Here is a 16,949-nt window from a genome sequence, read left to right as displayed (position 1 = left end):
TATAAAATTTTTCATGATGTTTCCTCCATTCATTATATTTCTTATATATGAATTAACTATCCAACTCAAGGTTCTCCCTATATAGAAGTTTTGAGATGAAATTTTATTTCTACATTATCAATAAATCATTAATCCTTTTCCTTTTCCATATCTGGTTCCGTCCCTGTCATACAGAACCGTATATTCCTTCTTCCCAACTCGCACCCCTTCTAAGAGAACATAATCCCACTCCGGCGGAATCATCGGTTTAACGGCCAAAGATATTTGCTGCGGATCAAGCCCCAGAAGTCCTGTTATGATCAAATCACAGTACATAGAATGATTGTAGTCCTTTCCACGTTCATACCCTCCTTTTTCCGCTTTCCACCCGTCCTTTTTCAGAATTTCCCTGGATATCCATTCTCCGGTTTCCGGATCAGAATCCTCATCGATCCATGGAATTTTCTTCCCAGATTCCGTGATGCGGTGCTGGCTTTCAGCATAGATTTTAAGCGCTCTATGATAATCTTTCTCTGTCACAATCTCCTGATGGTAATTTCGCAGGAGATTTGCCATTGCCACCAGTGCCTGGGACGTTGCAAAAGGCCATACCGGACCATTCCACAGACATTCGTGAGGAACTTCATATTTGTATCTGGGATGTGCCTGATCTGCTGTACAGAATCCGTATTTTCCCAGAAAATGCTTCTCATCCATAAGATAAGCAAATGCCTTTTCATATCCCGGATCCGGCAGATTAAAGTACCAGGGAATGTATCCGATTAGTTCCCTCACGTTATGTTCCATTGGGATTTTTTCAAAATCCAGAGTCTTACAGTTTAAAAATCGCCCTGGCTTCGGATCAATCTCTGCCGGAATCACCTGAAAGAAGTCTCCACTCCATAAGGTCTTTTGCATCTGCTTCTTTATATTCTCTGCTCTCTCTGCATATTCTTCCGCCAGACTCTTTCTCCCGGCTTTTTCCGCAAATTGGGAAATCGCCCTGGCATCTGCATACAGATACGAGTTCAGTGTGGGGCGAAATCCCGATCCACTGATAGAGAATTCCATGGCATCCCGATCATCGATGGACCAGAATAAACCAGTTTCCGTCCCATGTTCCTTTATCCAGCCCTCAAAATTATCTGTCAGGCTGTCCAAAAGTTCTGTCCCAAGGCTGTAATCATCCAAAACACAGCAGTAATCCCATAATGCATCTGCTATCCAGGTGCTGTAAGAGCGGATGTCCCCGCTCCCTTGCAGCCAGAAGCGTATTGTATCCTCCATGATCTGCTGTCCATTTCTCAGCCATCTTCCTTCCCTGATGTGAAACCCTGCGGCGCAGTTTATTGAATTATATTTCCCCGACCACGGAACCTCTGGCAAGAATTCCGTAATCAGATAACCTTCCGGAATTTTCTTAATATGCTTCCGATAAGTCCACCATCTAAAATAATAGATTTCCTCAATTACGGGATCGGGACATTCAAACAGCGGCACGTTGTCCTTTAGCCAGCCCAGCGCATGCTCATTATCAATCTCTTGCTTATAGACCTCCTCATCTTCGTTATTAAACTTTTGTATATATTCTTCCAGTCTCCTATCAAGAATCATATCTTCCTGAATTTCCTTTCTGTTTCTATTTATTAAAACTCAAAATCCCGCCCCTCATGAAATGCCAGTCCAATCTGCTCCGGCGCACCGTTTCGGCCATTATACCAAAGCATCCATTTTCCATCCCAAAATATAGTAAATGGCTTATAGCACGCACTTTTGTCAAAGCCTTCATCGGGAGCGATAATCGGATTTAATTCCGATCGTTCCCAGTTTCGAATACCATCCTTTGAACGTGCCATTCCGATCTGGGCATAGTCCTCATCATGATAACCGATATAAAACATATAGAAATATCCGTCCTTTTGAAATACCTGGCACCCAGCAGCTTTGTGCTTTTCCCACTCAATCTTTGGATCTGCTTGGAATATGGGATTTTCGGCATATTTTTTCCAGCTGATACCGTCCGAACTCTCCGCATAACCGATGGCATTGGGTTCATACTGTTCCCCTGCGGAATACCACATCTTCCAAAGTTTTTTCTCCTCCGATTCGGGGATTTTCCGATATCTCGCTGCACCAATATATCATGGATAAAAAGATGTCGGAGGCCAGTTACTATTTGTCTGAAACTACCCTTGACGTAAAGGAGATTGCTCAAAAGTTAGGCTTTAGCGACAGCCACAATTTCATGAAAGTCTATAAAAAGGAAACCGGGATGACTCCCTCGGAATACCGGAATTCTTTCCCAAACAGACTAAATTATGATAGCTGAAGCTAAGTCCGTATCCTGCATATCAGACAGTAAAAGTGCAAGTAGAAAAATGCTGGGTGCGCAGCCCATCGACTACCGCACCCGGCATTGATAGCAAATCGTTTCCTGGCAAATTCCGTATCGGCCATGGCTCCCAACTTGGCAAGCATATCGTGAGCCATATCCATTCCCTAAATATGAAATCAAACAGCACAATTACCTGCTACGGAGCCAATCCAGCACCATAATCTTCTATGTCTCTCTCCGTGTCCAGACTTGCATCTCATTTTCACCACGATTCGCCCAGGCATAATAAGGAATATATTGCAATTGTATTTGTTCTCCTCTTTTATCGTCCGCATCATAATACAGCGGTGTATTTTCTTTCAGCTTTGCAACCTGCTTTCGTCCGCTTAATTCTACGCAAACCATAGTAACCCCTGCAATATCCCTGTACATTGTTTTGACTTCCGCGTCCTTCACTATACTTAACAGATGCAGACTACTTCCATTATCCACTTCTTCCAGACAATACACCAGCGGTCCTCTCATAACCGCGTTCTTACCAATGTTCTCTCTGACAAACGGATTTGCTTCGATCAACCGGACCTCCATAGGAAACTGCAAATGAATTTCTTCCTCCTCTTCCCATTTCTTTGTCACATAAAGGTATCTCTCCTTCACCTTTATCGTTGCACCGTTAATTTTACTTAATTGATATGCCTCTCCCCATTCCGGAATGTGGAAAGCAATGGTACATACTTCCCGAACGCCTTTTACATATACATTCACTTTACCATTCCACGGAAACTCTGACTGAATCTTAACTTCCATCTCCTTTCCGTTTATCTGCTTTTTAAGGATAGCTCCTATATAAAGATGTATAAATATGGTATCCTCTTTTTCCGTATAGGCATAAGAACCTACAGAACTTAGCAGCCTTGCCACGTTAGGCGGACAACAGGCGCAGCCAAACCATTTCTGGCGCACTGGTTTTACATGAGATTTTCGTTCATCCCTATGACATGCTTCAGGAACCACCTCTAGGGGATTTACGTAGAAAAAGCTTTTTCCGTCTAATGCCATCCCACTTAATACTCCATTATAGAGCACACGTTCCATCACGTCCGCATACTGGGCATCCGGTCTTATTTGAAGCATTCTTCTTGCAAAAAATACAAGGCCGACCGATGCGCATGTTTCCGCATAGGCAGTATCATTTGGTAAGTCATAAGGAAAAGAAAAAGCCTCTCCTATATTTGTGCCTCCAATTCCACCGGTAATATACATTTTTCTGTTAACAATATCACTCCATAAACGCTCGCAGGCCTCATAAAGTGTTCTATCTTCCATACATCTGGCCGTATCTGCCATTCCGGAATAAAGATATACTGCCCGCACTGCATGCCCTACAGCCTCTGTCTGCTGTCTTACCGGCATATGTGCCTGTTGATAAGCATACCGGATATCCTCCTCATGACCTGCCTTTATAGATTCAGGATGTTCCAAATCAAAATAATAGGGCCTTGTTCCCCGTTCATTTATAAAAAAACTACCAAGCTTCAAATATTTTTCTTTTCCCGTTGCCTCATAAAGACGCACCAGAGCCATTTCTGCTATCTCATGTCCAGGATATCCTTTTCGCTTTCCTTCTTCCGATCCAAAATTCTGCAATATACAATCCGCATAGCGTTCTGCCGCCTTTAACAGCTTATCTTTTCCTGTTGCCTCAAAGTACGCAACCGCACCTTCCGCCAGATGCCCTAGGCAATATAATTCATGATAATCCCGTAGATTCGTAAAAGCCTTATTAATCCCATTAATAATATAATATGTATCCAGATAACCGTCATCCTGTTGAGCATTGCATACAATATCAATGCCTTGATCCGCGACTTTTTCCAACTCCGGATCCGGTTCCTGAGCCAGTGAATACCCTACAGCCTCAATCCATTTATAGAAATCGCTGTCCTGGAAAACATATCCATAAAACTCCTCTTTCAGTTCCTTCCTGTCTTCCGGTAGTATCTCAAATCCACGATCCGTATATGCGGGTTCCTTAAAAGCTTTTCCCTGACGTTTTCTTTCTTCACTACGTTTACCAGCCACTTTAAAATTGTGCATGCAAAAACTGGGCGGGGCTTCTTCAAGCTGGTCGTTCAAAGCTTTCCACTGGAACGGAATCATTTCCTTACGTACCAGTTCCATCTCGCTTTTCCAGAAGGAATCCGTAATACGAATCCTGTTTAATGGTATCGGACTGCTATATTCTATTTTATTCATATTTCCCCATTCCTCTCTTTCTGATGGCACCTATTCTGCCTGACATAGATTTATTCTTTTACGCCTCCCAAAGTAATACCCGTAACAAAATATTTTTGTAAAAAAGGATAAATACACAGAACAGGTACCATGGAAATAAATATCTTTGCTGCATTTAATGTTGTATTAGACATCATCGTCATCTGTTTCAGCTGTTCCGCAGTCATCTGCGATGCATCCAGTTGGAATACAAGCTGCTTAATATAGGTTTGGAGAGGATAGTGGGTTGCGCTTGTGGAGAGTACGAGTCCCTGAAAAAACTCATTCCATTGCGCCACAATAGTAAACAAAGCAATTGTCGCAAGAACTGGCTTCGACAGCGGAACCACAATGCGAAGCAGAATATACCAGGAGCCTGCACCATCCACCATAGCCGCCTCCTCCAGCTCTGTTGGAATGCCTTGAAAAAAGTTCACCATCAGTATAAGGTTGAATACTGGAATTCCTCCGCATATTGCCAGACCAAATACATTATTAATTAATCCGTAGCTCTTCATGACCATATACCACGGGATCGTTCCTCCAGAAAACATCATGCAGAAAACAAATACCCATAGTATTGAGTTTCTGGGAGGAAATTCTTTTTTGCTTTTTGCCAGAGGATAGGCTGCCATTGTCAATATAGGTAAAGTAGTGATAAGAGAAAGCACCACTCTTTTTAAAGCCACAAGAAAAGACAAGAAAAAATTCTTTTCTTTCATAATATCGCGGTAGGCATTTGCGGTGAAATCCACAGGCCAGAAAGCCACCCGTCCGGCTTCAGCAGCAGCTTTCGAACTGAATGATACTGCCAGATTATAAATCAGTGGTAAAAGACAGCTGAGCGCCAACGCTGTCAGAATTACTGCAAATAATGCATTTACCGCACTTTTACCTAATGTCTTTTTTTCTACCATATCATATTCTCCTTTAAAAAATGGTGTAATTGGCTTTTTTATTCGCTATGTAATAGGATGATGATATGAGTAAGAAACCGGCTACTGACTTTAATAATCCGACTGCTGTTGCCAAAGAAAACTGCATATCATTGAGTCCTACCCGATAAACCCATGTATCGATAATATCGCCTGTGGAATACACTGCCTGATTATACAGATTATAAATCTGATCGAATCCTGCATTTAAAATATTTCCAAGTGCCAGAATCGTCATCAGCACAATAACTGTTTTCAATCCCGGAAGCGTAATATGCAACATTCTCTTCCAACGGCCCGCACCATCAATTGCAGCCGCTTCATATAGACTCGGACTAATACCTGTCAATGCAGCCAGGTAAACGACTGCATTAAATCCGAATTCTTTCCAAACATCGGTCCCCACTGCCAGCCCCCGAAATAAATCCGCCCTCCGGAAAAATGCAATCTTCTCCAACCCCATGGACGATATAATGCTGTTAACAGGGCCATACAAGCCAAATACGTCCAAAAGAATACCGCCCATAACCACCCAGGAAATGAAATGGGGAAGATATACAATGGTCTGTACCGTTCTCTTAAAATACACGTTTTTTATCTCATTTAATAGAAGGGCAAATGCGACTGGAACAGCTACATTCAAAATCAGTTTAAATACCGCGATTACAATAGTATTAACAAAAATCTGCAACACATCTTTCATTTCAAACATATAACGGAAGTTTTCCAGACCTACAAATTCCGATCGAAGAATCCCTTTGCCCGGATTGAAATCCTGAAATGCCATAATGATACCAAACATAGGAACGATGTTAATGAAAAACATCCAGATTAATGCCGGACATACCATGAGCCAGTAAATTCCTGTCTTACCCTTGAAAAAAGCAGTTTGTTTTCTCTTCACCTTTTATCTCTCCTATCTTTTTATAAGAACCGCCGCATATTCTGCGGCGGTTCCCCGATTACTGATTCGCGGCTTCCTGCACTTCAGCTGTTATTTCATCTCCTCCCTCTGCTTTCCATTCTTTTACGAAAGTATCGAAAGAATCAACAGGCTCTTCTCCAATAATAATTTTCATAAATATTTCATCTTCTTTTTTCTTTAAATTTGTCCACTTCTTCTCCATTGTGGGTGTCTGTGTGTAAATCAAGCTGTATACTTTATTGACAACACCTGCTTCTTCCGCATCGGCAACAGCTCCTGAACCAACCAGAAGAGAATATATTCTTCCAGAGTTCACATCACTCATATTCCATGTATGGACATCAAAATCATCATATGGCACCTGTTTTACATCTTTTACGGTTGCAATATCATTGTCCAGAAGCTTATATGCAATATTGTCATATTCAGGGATTTCTTCCCCCTTTAAATATTTTCGTAACACCTGCATGGTAAAAGAATTCTCGTCCATCGGGGTAATAACGATCCTGCCCGGATAATATGAAGCATCCAGTGATTTTACATCCATCTTCGCTTCATCTCTACGCAAAAAATTATTCAATAGGAATGCTGCTTCCGGATGCTCATAGCCTTTGCGTACCACCACATACTGATTCGTTGGACTTCCCAACTTAGGATACCACTGTCCGTCTTTGGCTTCCGGCGCCGCATAAGCTACCCATGTTGCATCTGGATCATTTGCGATTGCTTCTGCCAGATTATATCCGAGCCACCATGGATAAAAAAAGATTCCGGCCTGTCCGCTCTTCCATGCTTCATCCGCATCTTTTCTGACTCCTAATTCCTGATCCAATGCGCCGTTCTTGTACATTTCCTGCAGTTTGCCCAAAGCTTCTTTAGTTTCAGCTGTTGTGGAACCATAAACCGCTTTACCATCTTCTCCCTTTATCCAAAATCCGGGATAAGACTGATATGCCTGAAAAATGCCATCAAGGGTACAGAGGTTATTGGAAGCCTGGAGGAAATCTCCATAAAGCCGATTATTTACCGTTGGTCCAAGAATTCCTACAGTTCTGTCGCCTCCCATCTTGTTATCAACAAAAGCCTTTGCAACAGTCTCCAACTCATCTACGGTCTTAGGAACTTCCAAACCCAGTTTATCCAGCCAGTCCTTCCGAATCCACATCAGACTATATCCGTCTGCCTCTGTATTCACACTTGGAAGTCCATACATCTTTCCATCCACCGTAGCAGCTGCCATCGACTTTCCATCAGTGGACTCGATATTCTGCCGGATGGTATCGGAAATAAACTGGTCATAATAAGGCGTTAAATCTTCTATCTGGTCTGACTTAATCAATTTTTTAAATTCATTTTCTCCAACCACCATGATATCCGGAAGGTCATTGGAGGCAATTGCCAGATTCAGCTTCTGTGAATAATCCGCTGTGGATGCCTGCCATTTTACCTTGATATCAATATTAATATTATCCTTTATATATCTGGTATACTGATTGTCTGTCGTAGACTGTCCTTCCGGAATTGTCATGGTCGGATTAATGGACTGAACGATTTCGACCGTAATCGGTTCCTTATATTTTCCAAATGGACTTGGATTTCCGTTCTCATCAATCGGAATATTTTCTTTTACCACATTCTTTAACGCTGACTCATCTTTTGTACCGCATCCCATTATCCCTGTGGTTACTGCCATACATGCCATTACAATACTGATGTAACTTTTAATTTTCATGTACGCTCCTCCTTATTTTTTCGAATTAATGCCTTTCGATTCGATAAGTTCATTATATAATTACTCCTCTTATCTTTGAACTCCTTTCAATCATGCATAAGTGGATTATGATGATTATATTAGTGATTTCAAAGCATCAAAGTCCACCTACTCAGTAAAATAATCCCCCCGCGTTAATTGACTTTCGATTTTTCTCTCCCTATAATGATACTAGAAAATTATTAAATTAACGATAAATCAATTGGAGAATAGTATTGAAATGAAAACTTGTCAGAAAAATTTGTCACTAAAAAAAAGAATCTTTATTTTATTCTTTTGCATTCTAACGCTCATGGTGTGTGCCTATATCTTTGTCATTACACGTTTTATTACGCAGTTTACTCAAAAACAATTGGATTTTGACTACAATACTATTTTATCAGAAGCCAGCGATACTTTAGAAAATATTCTGTGGAATCTCACACTTACCTCTCAGCAGCTTCTGGACAGCAAAGAGCTTCTGAAAAATATCGAATCTTACCTGAGTACCGAAGACCTCTTAGAAAAAAAAGACTGCTATTATGAAATGTTAAATACAGTATCATCTCTTACAATGTCAAATACCGATATTGCATTAATTTATCTTTATGATATCGATGAAAATGAAATTATTTATAATACGCTCCCTAACATAAAAAGCAGTGACTCGCCAGTTCTGTATCAAAATTCCGATTACACCTTTTATGGACCTGGTAAAAGCCAGAGCAACTTCGTCGGTTCCCCCGTCGTCTGCTTAAAACGACAGTTTGAAGATGAGAATGGGCATAGATTTCTTTTATCCATTGAATCAGGATACTATTCTCTTGATAAACCATTTCACTCTGCCGAACAAAAATCTTCCTATTTTATATTTACAGACGAAAAAAAATCGGTTATATATAACACGCTTCCCAAGTCATGGAATGTACCAGATATCATGAAAAGCCTGAGTTTAAATGCCCGTCATGACTTTCACTCTTTTTGCAAAACAGGTCCCCAAGGATGGTCTGTCTATATTGTAATACCCAATGATATATACGCTCATGATTACAGAATGGTACTGCGTGATTTTGGAATTTGTACGCTCATCATTTCCATTATTGTCAGTTTTCTTGCCATATACTTTTGGAAGAGTGTTTATCATCCTCTGCAATTATTTGATAATCAGCTGAATCGGCTGCTTTCCGATGACGATTCCCTGGAAGAGATTCATTCTTCTATCCCGGAATACGATCATTTACTCCAGAAAATATTGGTCCTTCAGCAGCAGATCCAGCAAATGATCCCACAATTTGTTAATCAGGAAAAGCTTCATTCACGGATGCAGCTGGAAAAACTGCGCGCACAGATTAACCCTCATTTCTTAATGAATACGCTGAACACACTTCACTGGATGGCGCTGATGAAACATGAAACAGAGATTGACCGTATTACCCAGTCCCTCTCTCATCTGCTTAGCTATAATTTGGACAAACAAAGTTATTCCACAAATCTGGAAAGGGAGCTCATGGCATTAAAAGAATATGTTACTTTGCAAAAAGTCCGGTATGCATTTCAATTTGATATCAGCTTTTATCCAGAAAATACCACATTGAACTATCCATGCCCTAAATTTATCCTGCAGCCATTAATCGAGAATTCCCTCAGCCACGGCTATCAGGAAAACATGGATATCTATCTCACTGTACATGTTAATGATTCTATTGAAATTATAATCAGGGATACCGGTGCCGGTATCCAGGAAAACACTCTGTTAAAATTACAGCAGTTGACTCCCATACCGGAATCTCATCTTTCCGACAACATGCAGTTTGGAATTGGGCTTCAGTATGTGGTTCAGAGTTTGAACGATTTTTATGGCGGCAATTATAATTTTTCCATTACAAGCAGTTTAGGGAACGGAACCGAGATTACACTGAATTTTCCAAAATTAAAGGGAGGCGGATATCATGCTGAAAATATTAATTATTGACGACGATGCACTGACGCGCAAAGGTATACAGACACTGATGCCTTGGAATGCGCATAACATGGAAATTATAGGAGAAGCTTCAAATGGGAAAAATGCCCTGGAATTTCTGGCAGATCACGATGTGGACTTAGTGTTGGTTGATTTAGATATGCCTATCATGGATGGGATGACTTTCATAGAACAGGCAAAGTCCTTATATCCGAATCTAAACTATGTGGTACTCACCATTCACACTGAATTTGAATATATACAAAATGCGCTGCGTATGGGAGCAATTGATTATATCGCCAAAACCCAGTTTGACCAGGAAAATTTTGATCAAATACTGAACCGTATCAATTCCAGCATTTCAAAAAAGCTATCACAAAAACAAGTACTTAATCCTAAATGGAAAGAAAGCAAAATTCTTTATCCTTTTATTTATGTACTTATTACAATGGAGACCGAAAGCGATGAACACATCTACCAGTTCTGGGATATGAATGGGCTTTCTGGCCGCTCAGATATTTTTGAAATCATTTCCGGGGGATGGGTATTCACCGATGAACGCAGCACGTTCCTGTTTCCAGAGTGCTTTCCAAATACCACACTGCTGTGTATCTCAGATGTAAGCGACCTGACTTACTCACAGTTAGGCGCTCTTTTGAGGAACTATAAAAAGGAACAATTTTTCTACGACTATCAACCGTTGCTTTTGATTAATCACAAACGTGCTTTTGAACTCCAGGAAAGTACCTATATCACGGACGAAGCTTCCTTGGAAAGTTTAAAAAATAAATGGATTTCTTTGAATTGGGTATATAGAAATGAACTTTTTGATAAGATTAAATTCGATTTAAAAAACAGCAAGCTGACTTTCTCAAAATTATATCACCTTCTGCTGTCATTGGAAAATGTCTGGAATGCCTCTTACTCCCAGATGACCGGACAATCACTTGAACTTCCCACAACATTCTATTGCTGGGAAGAGGTAGAAGCCTGGCTGATATCCGTTTATGAGAAGACAAATATGATCAGTGCATCATCGAAATATTCTCAGGATATAACCAATCATATTCTTGCAGTAAAGCAGTATATAGATTCTCATTTTTCGGCCAACATTGTCACAAGTGAAATTGCCCGGAAAGCACATATGAGCTATGGATATTTCAGCCGCTGTTTTCATGATATCATAGGCATCTCCTTCAGTGATTACTGTATTCAGCTTCGGATTAATAAGGCAAAAGATTATCTTCTTTCCACTGACGAGCCAATACAAAAGATTTCATTTTGCGTTGGATATAATGATGAAAAATATTTCAGCAGACTGTTTAAGAAAATAACCGGTTACAGTCCCAGTGATTACAGAAAATTGCACACGGAAGATTAATTATAACAGCGCATCACTTCCATTAAAGGACTGGGCAATTGAAATCTTATTTATTTCCAGCAATTATGCTCCCTCCTTTACAGTTTTTTGCTATGGATTTCCAACTCATACTTATTCCCGTTTCGCAAGTCAATTTTCTGTTCTGAATACTGGTAAGAAAATACGCAGGAGATCGCAAGGGCTTTAAATGCACTATTCCCAGCCCGTGTTGAGTAAAAATTTTCCATAACCTTGGCCTGTATATTCTGGGCCAAGGGCAATACTTGCCTCCTGATAAATATCCGGCGTAATCTGCTCTACTCCGGCAAATCCAATAGCCTGGCCCGTCCTTTTTTCATATACAAAATACGTATCGTGATTTTTCTGATATTTAATGGTATTGCGAATACGTTCCCTGTCCGCTGCTTCACTGTCTGTCACTCGCCATTGCATATACCGTGCTGCTTCTGGCTTGGACCATACATTTTTGTTTTCAAACCACTTTTGAGTTCAGCCTGTTAAATTTTCTTATTTATTACGCTAATTATCCTCTGCAAACGGAATAAATACTGGATGCTCATAGACATACTTGTCCCTGTTTTCCATCGCCCTCCCTTCGCTTATGGGTTTCGCATCTTCCGCATCATATTCATATTCTGTGGAATAAAATCAAGGCTGGTCCGCATCCTTCATCCTATCCTATATGACTGCTTCCACCAAATTGCGTTTCGATTCTTTATAAGTAAAGTAAGAGTAACTGGAATTACCAGCGCCACTGGAGCCCTCATGAGCAAGCATTCCATTTTTACAGAAATAGTATCTGCTCCTGAAATCGTAATCCATCCGCATTTTATCATTATGCTTTACAATATATTCTCTTGCGGCCGCTATCAGTTTCTCATAAGAACCGCTGTCTTTTATCCGACATTCCCAATCACCATCCTTTCCTTCTTTAAATGCGGTAAAGCCGTTATAATAGTTAAACAGATACACGGTGCCGTGTTCATCTTCTGCTTCTATAATAAACTCTTTAGCAGCTTCGTCGTCAATTACGGACAGGCTTCCGCTCTTAGATGGTGCCAATATCTGCCTGGAACTGATAATCGTATCATCCGGACCCACATCAATGATATTGACACTCCCCTGTTCCCTGTATCTGGCGTCAGTAGCATGAAACCATTCATTTTGTTTGGTTACCTCCGGTAAATAGCTGTCCCAGAAATCATCTATATCCTCACCGTCAATAACAAACGTATAGGGTGCCACTAATTTTAAGTTCTTATCTGTAAGCTTTAGTTCCTCTGGCTGCGCCCTGCTCTCTGCCGGGGGGGGCATTCTGCGAGGTTTCCACAGGCTTTTCCGATGTACAGCCAGATAGTAAAATGGCTGCTGCCATAGCCGTCAATAATAAACCTGCGGTCTTATTTTTTGTATACACTCTTCTCTTCCTCCCTACCCGGCAACCGGAATATTAGTAAACACGCTTATTACAATGCCATCTTTTACAAGAGCTGTTATACTGATCCGCCCCCCTGTTATAATGGAATTTTCTTTAACCGCCTCCTCTGGTATCCTGCCAAACTGGTATAGATAAATTGCATCATAATCCTGTGCCTGAAACGGACTGCCCGGGTCTTCCAGGAAAAGAGAATCTCTGGGATAATCCTCCTTACTGCAGGCGGTAAATGGAAGCGAGGTAATGACCATACTTGATACTCTTTTGAAGCAGTTCATCGCTGGAAAAGTAGTCTGGATATTGGTCCTGGATAAAACCGCACGCCTCGCTCCAGCGCCCATCCGCTCCCTCATCTCCAAGCGCTTCCAAAATAAAATGCCTATCCTGTTCCGCCTCGTCCTCTGCCTGCTTTTTCAGGTTATTTATAATCTCTTTTTTCTCCGTCCTGGTACTGCCGGCTTGGTCTTCAGCCTGAGGTTCGGAGCTGCCGGTTGTAACTTTTCCGGACTCAGCTGATGGTTCTTCCTTTGACGGTTCGGTGCTCTCTGACAAAGGGACCATTATGGAAGCTGGTTCTGTTTCAACCTTTGCATATTGTGAGCACCCCACTCCTAAGCTGCATACTATAAATAAGCTAACTATTGTAATAATTTTCTTCATACAGACTCTCCTCACATCGCATTTACCGTTTACCAACAATCGTATACAAAACGGTATTTCTTACTGTATTTTATTTTCTGGTAAGTGTTCCTTCATATACAATATGTAGATAAAAACCTTCTTTCATTTCCCCCTTCTTTAATGTTAAATTTCCAGCATATTCTCCCTCAAGTTTTTCATTGTACTCAGAATAATAAATATCCATAGGTATGGTACTTCCATCAAAAGAATAAACACTTATAATTTGCTTTTCGTATGAATCATCCAGCATATTATTTGCATAAGACGTAAAAGATAATGTTAAAAATATAGTCACTAAACTGAACATACAAATAAATTTTTTCATGTTTTTTCTCATGGCCTCCTCCTTGTAAAGCAGCATTTTTATCGTCCCTATCAATTTCTTTCTATACCTGTATCATTAAATGAATCCTCTTTTTCCGCCTCTCCGCTTGTGACGTCAATCTTCGGCCTGTTCTCTTCCCATGTAGGATTTCCCTCCTTCGCATCAAATCCCAATGGCAGATACTTTTGAGGAATCACTTTTTCATAATCAATATCTGTAAAATGATTACAAAAGGTCAATTCTACATAGACGATTTCCTGCTGCGCTTCATCTGCCAGTGCATAGATATATCCGTAATAGCTGGCATTCACAGCTAGAAGCGGGTAGGGAAAATCCGTTGCGCCATAAATCAAATAATCCGTTGGCCGCGGAATCTGTTTCAACCGCTCTGTCTCTGCTTTATAGTCATTTACATCGCAGCGATACACCAGATAACTGAGATAGCATGGGTCCCAGGGATTATAATACTCATAATAAAAATCTTCTACTTCTGCCGATTCCGGCAATTTTTCCGGAAATATGTTGTTAATTACCAGATATGACTCACTTGTTTTCTTCAGCTTGGAAGTATTACTGGTTCGGTGAATTCCCTGTGCGCCAAAATATGTCTCATAATCCTCTATATCTGTAACTATATTTTTCTCTACCCAATGGGTGATAATACAAACCACCGGGGTTACGATAATTCCTACCAGTAAAATAACAATCAGAACGATCCTCAGCTTCACTTTTGTTCTTTTATCCATTATACGCTCCCAGCCTCTGCCTGCCCAGAGCCATGATTACTCCGCTACTGGCCGGCGCAGCGTTCTTCTCCCATCCCACTTTTTATTTCTTTGCTTCTGCATTAGGAATAACAATAAGAGTACCCGGACATATCATATCCGCATTTTTGATCCTGTCCTGATTTCTTTCCAGAATATAAATCCAGTCATCACTGTCTGCATAATAGTGCCCGGCAATTTTTTGCAGGCTGTCGCCTTTCCTGATGGTATATGCCTCAAGGTCTGTCGGAGTAAGAAAATAGCAATCCGGCTTACTTTTATACAAATTGGTGACATAGCTCACCCTTGACGTATAGGTATATGTGCTTCCATCCTTTAAGGAGCGGACCGTGACAAGTGGGTACACCTCCAGGGTTGTTCCGCCATGGCTTTTCCAATCATAATCCTTTGGGAAATCCGGTATAATTGGAGGTTCTTCCGGTTCATTGCTGATGTAAGTGCATTGTTTTCCAGAACCGGATGCCGTACTTAACGGTACTGCCCTGTAATACGGCGTAATTTTCCCTCCCTCTATGACAGTCACATCCGCGTCGTCCGAAGTGAAATCCTTAATATGATATTCATAAGATATCTCGTAACCGTCTGCCATATCCATGAGGATCTGTCCGCCTGCAAGGTTCCGATACCTGCTCATATCATGGGTATTATCTATGAATCCTTTCCCGTCAGGCGACAGCAGAATTTCCCTGTAATGGAACTCATAATTAAATGTATCCGCAGCCGGGTTTTTCAGAGGCGGATGTAGGGAGCGTGTCTGCACAGCGTGGTTATCCTCACAGACCCTGGCAAATTCCTGTTCGTTCAGTCCGCTGCTTTCTGCGTAAGATGAAAAAGGAACTGCTGACAGAAGCGCAATAAAAAGGGAACACATTAATAGTTGGATTTTAATATGGTGTTTCATAGACTTTTTCTCCTATCCTGCCTTTGAGACAAAGATTTTACATCATTCGATACCATAAAACTGTATTTTCCACCCCTCCGATTTCTTAATCAGCTCTATTGTAAGCGATTGCACTGTATCGTCAGAGGCAGATTGTTTATACTGCATTGCAATCACACAAATATCATCCACATTTTTATTTCCAATATCAGAAATACCATTAATCGCTATGACTGAAATATCCGCTGATTTTTCGGGATTAGAATATACTTCTATATCCCAGTCATACGGATCTGTAAGATATTTTTTAATCTCCTCCACATCCCCGCTAAAATAGGCCGCTGAAAATGTTTCAACAATATCCTGAATCTCCTTAGCGTCTTCGGATAAAGCAGGATCTGTTATTTCGGTATCTGCGGTCTCTGTACGTTCCATGCCCTGCAATAATTCATCCGTCTGGCTTTCCTCTTCTGTTGTGTTTTCAATCGCATACTGACTGCTTGTTTCCACTGTTTCTAATACTGTTGACGAACTCTCTCCGATGTTTTTCTTATTGGCACAGCCTGCCAAAGAGATTAGGGTTATAAATAATAATAATGTATTCATTTGAATATTCTTCATAAACATACTCCTTCCTTCTGTCTATAACTATAACGTATATCTGCCATATAATATCTTGTTCATCTGGCAGATATCCCCTTGATTAAAAACTATTTTACTGTATAAGTTGCATATAAAGCCGCACCATCTATCTTATTAAAAATCACTGCATAATAGTCATTACCTCCGACAGAGATATCTGTTACAAATTTTCCATCGTTCTGAACCGCATCAATGGTTGCTGCATACATTCCATCTGCCGTATAAATTTTCACGCAATGACTACCATCTGCTGACGTACTAAAACCTCCTTCCACATAATATGTATTGGGGAACAGAAAATCACGAATCCCATTCCAATTTTGAGAATAAGGCAATTCCGTCTTTTTTATTTCGGGTAATGTAGTCTTTTCCGCCCAAACCATATCCTGATCCATAATCCATTTCGCTTTATCTTCCAAATAAAGGATTCCAAGCTGGGAAGTAATATTTAACTTAGTGACTTCATAAATCAAATCCTTTATCTGCTCTTCAGACCTTTTGTTACCATTTTCATCTAATGACGGGCAGTCATCGTATACGAATCCTTTTCCCGGATATATAGGTACATTTATATTTTCATACTCTGAATGAAATGCCGCCGCTTCTTCTGGCGTTAGTTTCCTTGCTTCACCATTTGCTACAGTTTTTGTTCCCTGTGCCGC

Annotated in this window: 17 protein-coding genes; 3 read left to right on the top strand and 14 right to left on the bottom strand. The window is 40.7% G+C overall.

What is annotated here, in order from left to right; all coding sequences use genetic code 11:
- Window positions 1-117 precede the first annotated feature (117 nt).
- Both H8S80_RS07065 and H8S80_RS07060 read right to left on the bottom strand, forming a co-directional pair.
- Entirely contained in the window at window positions 118-1,593 is a 1,476-nt protein-coding gene (locus tag H8S80_RS07065) for an MGH1-like glycoside hydrolase domain-containing protein (protein ID WP_006776816.1), read from the bottom strand.
- A 32-nt stretch (window positions 1,594-1,625) separates the two neighbouring features.
- Entirely contained in the window at window positions 1,626-2,060 is a 435-nt protein-coding gene (locus H8S80_RS07060; protein WP_006776817.1) for a glycoside hydrolase family protein, read from the bottom strand.
- On the opposite strand from H8S80_RS07060, the gene H8S80_RS35050 reads away from it, so the two are divergent.
- The gene (locus H8S80_RS35050; protein WP_412349648.1) at window positions 2,045-2,308 is read left to right on the top strand and encodes a helix-turn-helix domain-containing protein; all 264 of its coding nucleotides are present in this window, start codon (window positions 2,045-2,047) and stop codon (window positions 2,306-2,308) included. The genes H8S80_RS07060 and H8S80_RS35050 overlap by 16 nt on opposite strands.
- Before the next feature lie 231 nt (window positions 2,309-2,539).
- Here the strand turns inward: H8S80_RS35050 and H8S80_RS07050 are convergent, their stop codons facing one another.
- From H8S80_RS07050 to H8S80_RS07035, 4 genes are all read right to left on the bottom strand, one after another.
- Window positions 2,540-4,570 (bottom strand): glycoside hydrolase family 127 protein, encoded by a 2,031-nt coding sequence (locus H8S80_RS07050; protein WP_055650797.1) that lies wholly within the window; start codon window positions 4,568-4,570, stop codon window positions 2,540-2,542.
- A gap of 50 nt (window positions 4,571-4,620) precedes the next feature.
- Entirely contained in the window at window positions 4,621-5,505 is an 885-nt protein-coding gene (locus H8S80_RS07045) for a carbohydrate ABC transporter permease (RefSeq protein ID WP_055650796.1), read from the bottom strand.
- Window positions 5,506-5,518: 13 nt separating this feature from the next.
- A complete protein-coding gene (locus H8S80_RS07040) occupies window positions 5,519-6,310 on the bottom strand; it encodes an ABC transporter permease (RefSeq protein ID WP_502709020.1) in 792 nt (263 codons plus the stop codon).
- Window positions 6,311-6,485: 175 nt separating this feature from the next.
- Window positions 6,486-8,180: an extracellular solute-binding protein gene (locus H8S80_RS07035; protein WP_006775214.1), complete on the bottom strand. Its 1,695-nt coding sequence runs from the start codon at window positions 8,178-8,180 to the stop codon at window positions 6,486-6,488.
- Between the two features lie 259 nt (window positions 8,181-8,439).
- On the opposite strand from H8S80_RS07035, the gene H8S80_RS07030 reads away from it, so the two are divergent.
- Together H8S80_RS07030 and H8S80_RS07025 are read left to right on the top strand one after the other, a co-directional pair.
- Complete coding sequence (locus tag H8S80_RS07030) at window positions 8,440-10,170, top strand: sensor histidine kinase (protein WP_118033130.1); 1,731 nt, start codon at window positions 8,440-8,442, stop codon at window positions 10,168-10,170.
- The gene (locus H8S80_RS07025) at window positions 10,148-11,539 is read left to right on the top strand and encodes a response regulator transcription factor (protein WP_118033131.1); all 1,392 of its coding nucleotides are present in this window, start codon (window positions 10,148-10,150) and stop codon (window positions 11,537-11,539) included. Before H8S80_RS07030 ends, H8S80_RS07025 begins: the two co-directional genes overlap by 23 nt.
- A 192-nt stretch (window positions 11,540-11,731) precedes the next feature.
- On the opposite strand, the gene H8S80_RS07020 is transcribed toward H8S80_RS07025, so the two are convergent.
- The 8 genes from H8S80_RS07020 to H8S80_RS06985 form a co-directional block, all read right to left on the bottom strand.
- Window positions 11,732-11,971: a GNAT family N-acetyltransferase gene (locus H8S80_RS07020; protein WP_006775217.1), complete on the bottom strand. Its 240-nt coding sequence runs from the start codon at window positions 11,969-11,971 to the stop codon at window positions 11,732-11,734.
- Window positions 11,972-12,217: 246 nt separating this feature from the next.
- Window positions 12,218-12,853, bottom strand: coding sequence for a hypothetical protein (locus tag H8S80_RS07015; protein ID WP_118033132.1), 636 nt, complete (start codon window positions 12,851-12,853; stop codon window positions 12,218-12,220).
- Between the two features lie 334 nt (window positions 12,854-13,187).
- Window positions 13,188-13,634: a hypothetical protein gene (locus H8S80_RS07010; protein WP_006775221.1), complete on the bottom strand. Its 447-nt coding sequence runs from the start codon at window positions 13,632-13,634 to the stop codon at window positions 13,188-13,190.
- Window positions 13,635-13,704: 70 nt separating this feature from the next.
- On the bottom strand, window positions 13,705-13,992 hold the full coding sequence (locus tag H8S80_RS07005; RefSeq protein WP_055650795.1) for a hypothetical protein: 288 nt from the start codon (window positions 13,990-13,992) through the stop codon (window positions 13,705-13,707).
- 38 nt (window positions 13,993-14,030) lie between these two features.
- Complete coding sequence (locus H8S80_RS07000) at window positions 14,031-14,726, bottom strand: hypothetical protein (protein ID WP_006775223.1); 696 nt, start codon at window positions 14,724-14,726, stop codon at window positions 14,031-14,033.
- Window positions 14,727-14,808: 82 nt separating this feature from the next.
- Entirely contained in the window at window positions 14,809-15,666 is an 858-nt protein-coding gene (locus H8S80_RS06995) for a LysM peptidoglycan-binding domain-containing protein (RefSeq protein WP_006775224.1), read from the bottom strand.
- A 42-nt stretch (window positions 15,667-15,708) separates the two neighbouring features.
- Window positions 15,709-16,266, bottom strand: a complete 558-nt coding sequence (locus H8S80_RS06990) for a hypothetical protein (protein WP_147348847.1) — start codon at window positions 16,264-16,266, stop codon at window positions 15,709-15,711.
- Between the two features lie 89 nt (window positions 16,267-16,355).
- Window positions 16,356-16,760 carry a hypothetical protein gene (locus tag H8S80_RS06985; RefSeq protein WP_006775226.1) on the bottom strand — a complete coding sequence of 135 codons (405 nt, stop codon included), beginning with the start codon at window positions 16,758-16,760 and terminating at the stop codon, window positions 16,356-16,358.
- Between the last annotated feature and the right edge of the window lie 189 nt (window positions 16,761-16,949).

The organism is Hungatella sp. L36, assembly GCF_014288035.1.
Note: the sequence above shows the minus strand (reverse complement) of the source record. Positions and strands in the feature narration are given on the sequence as shown.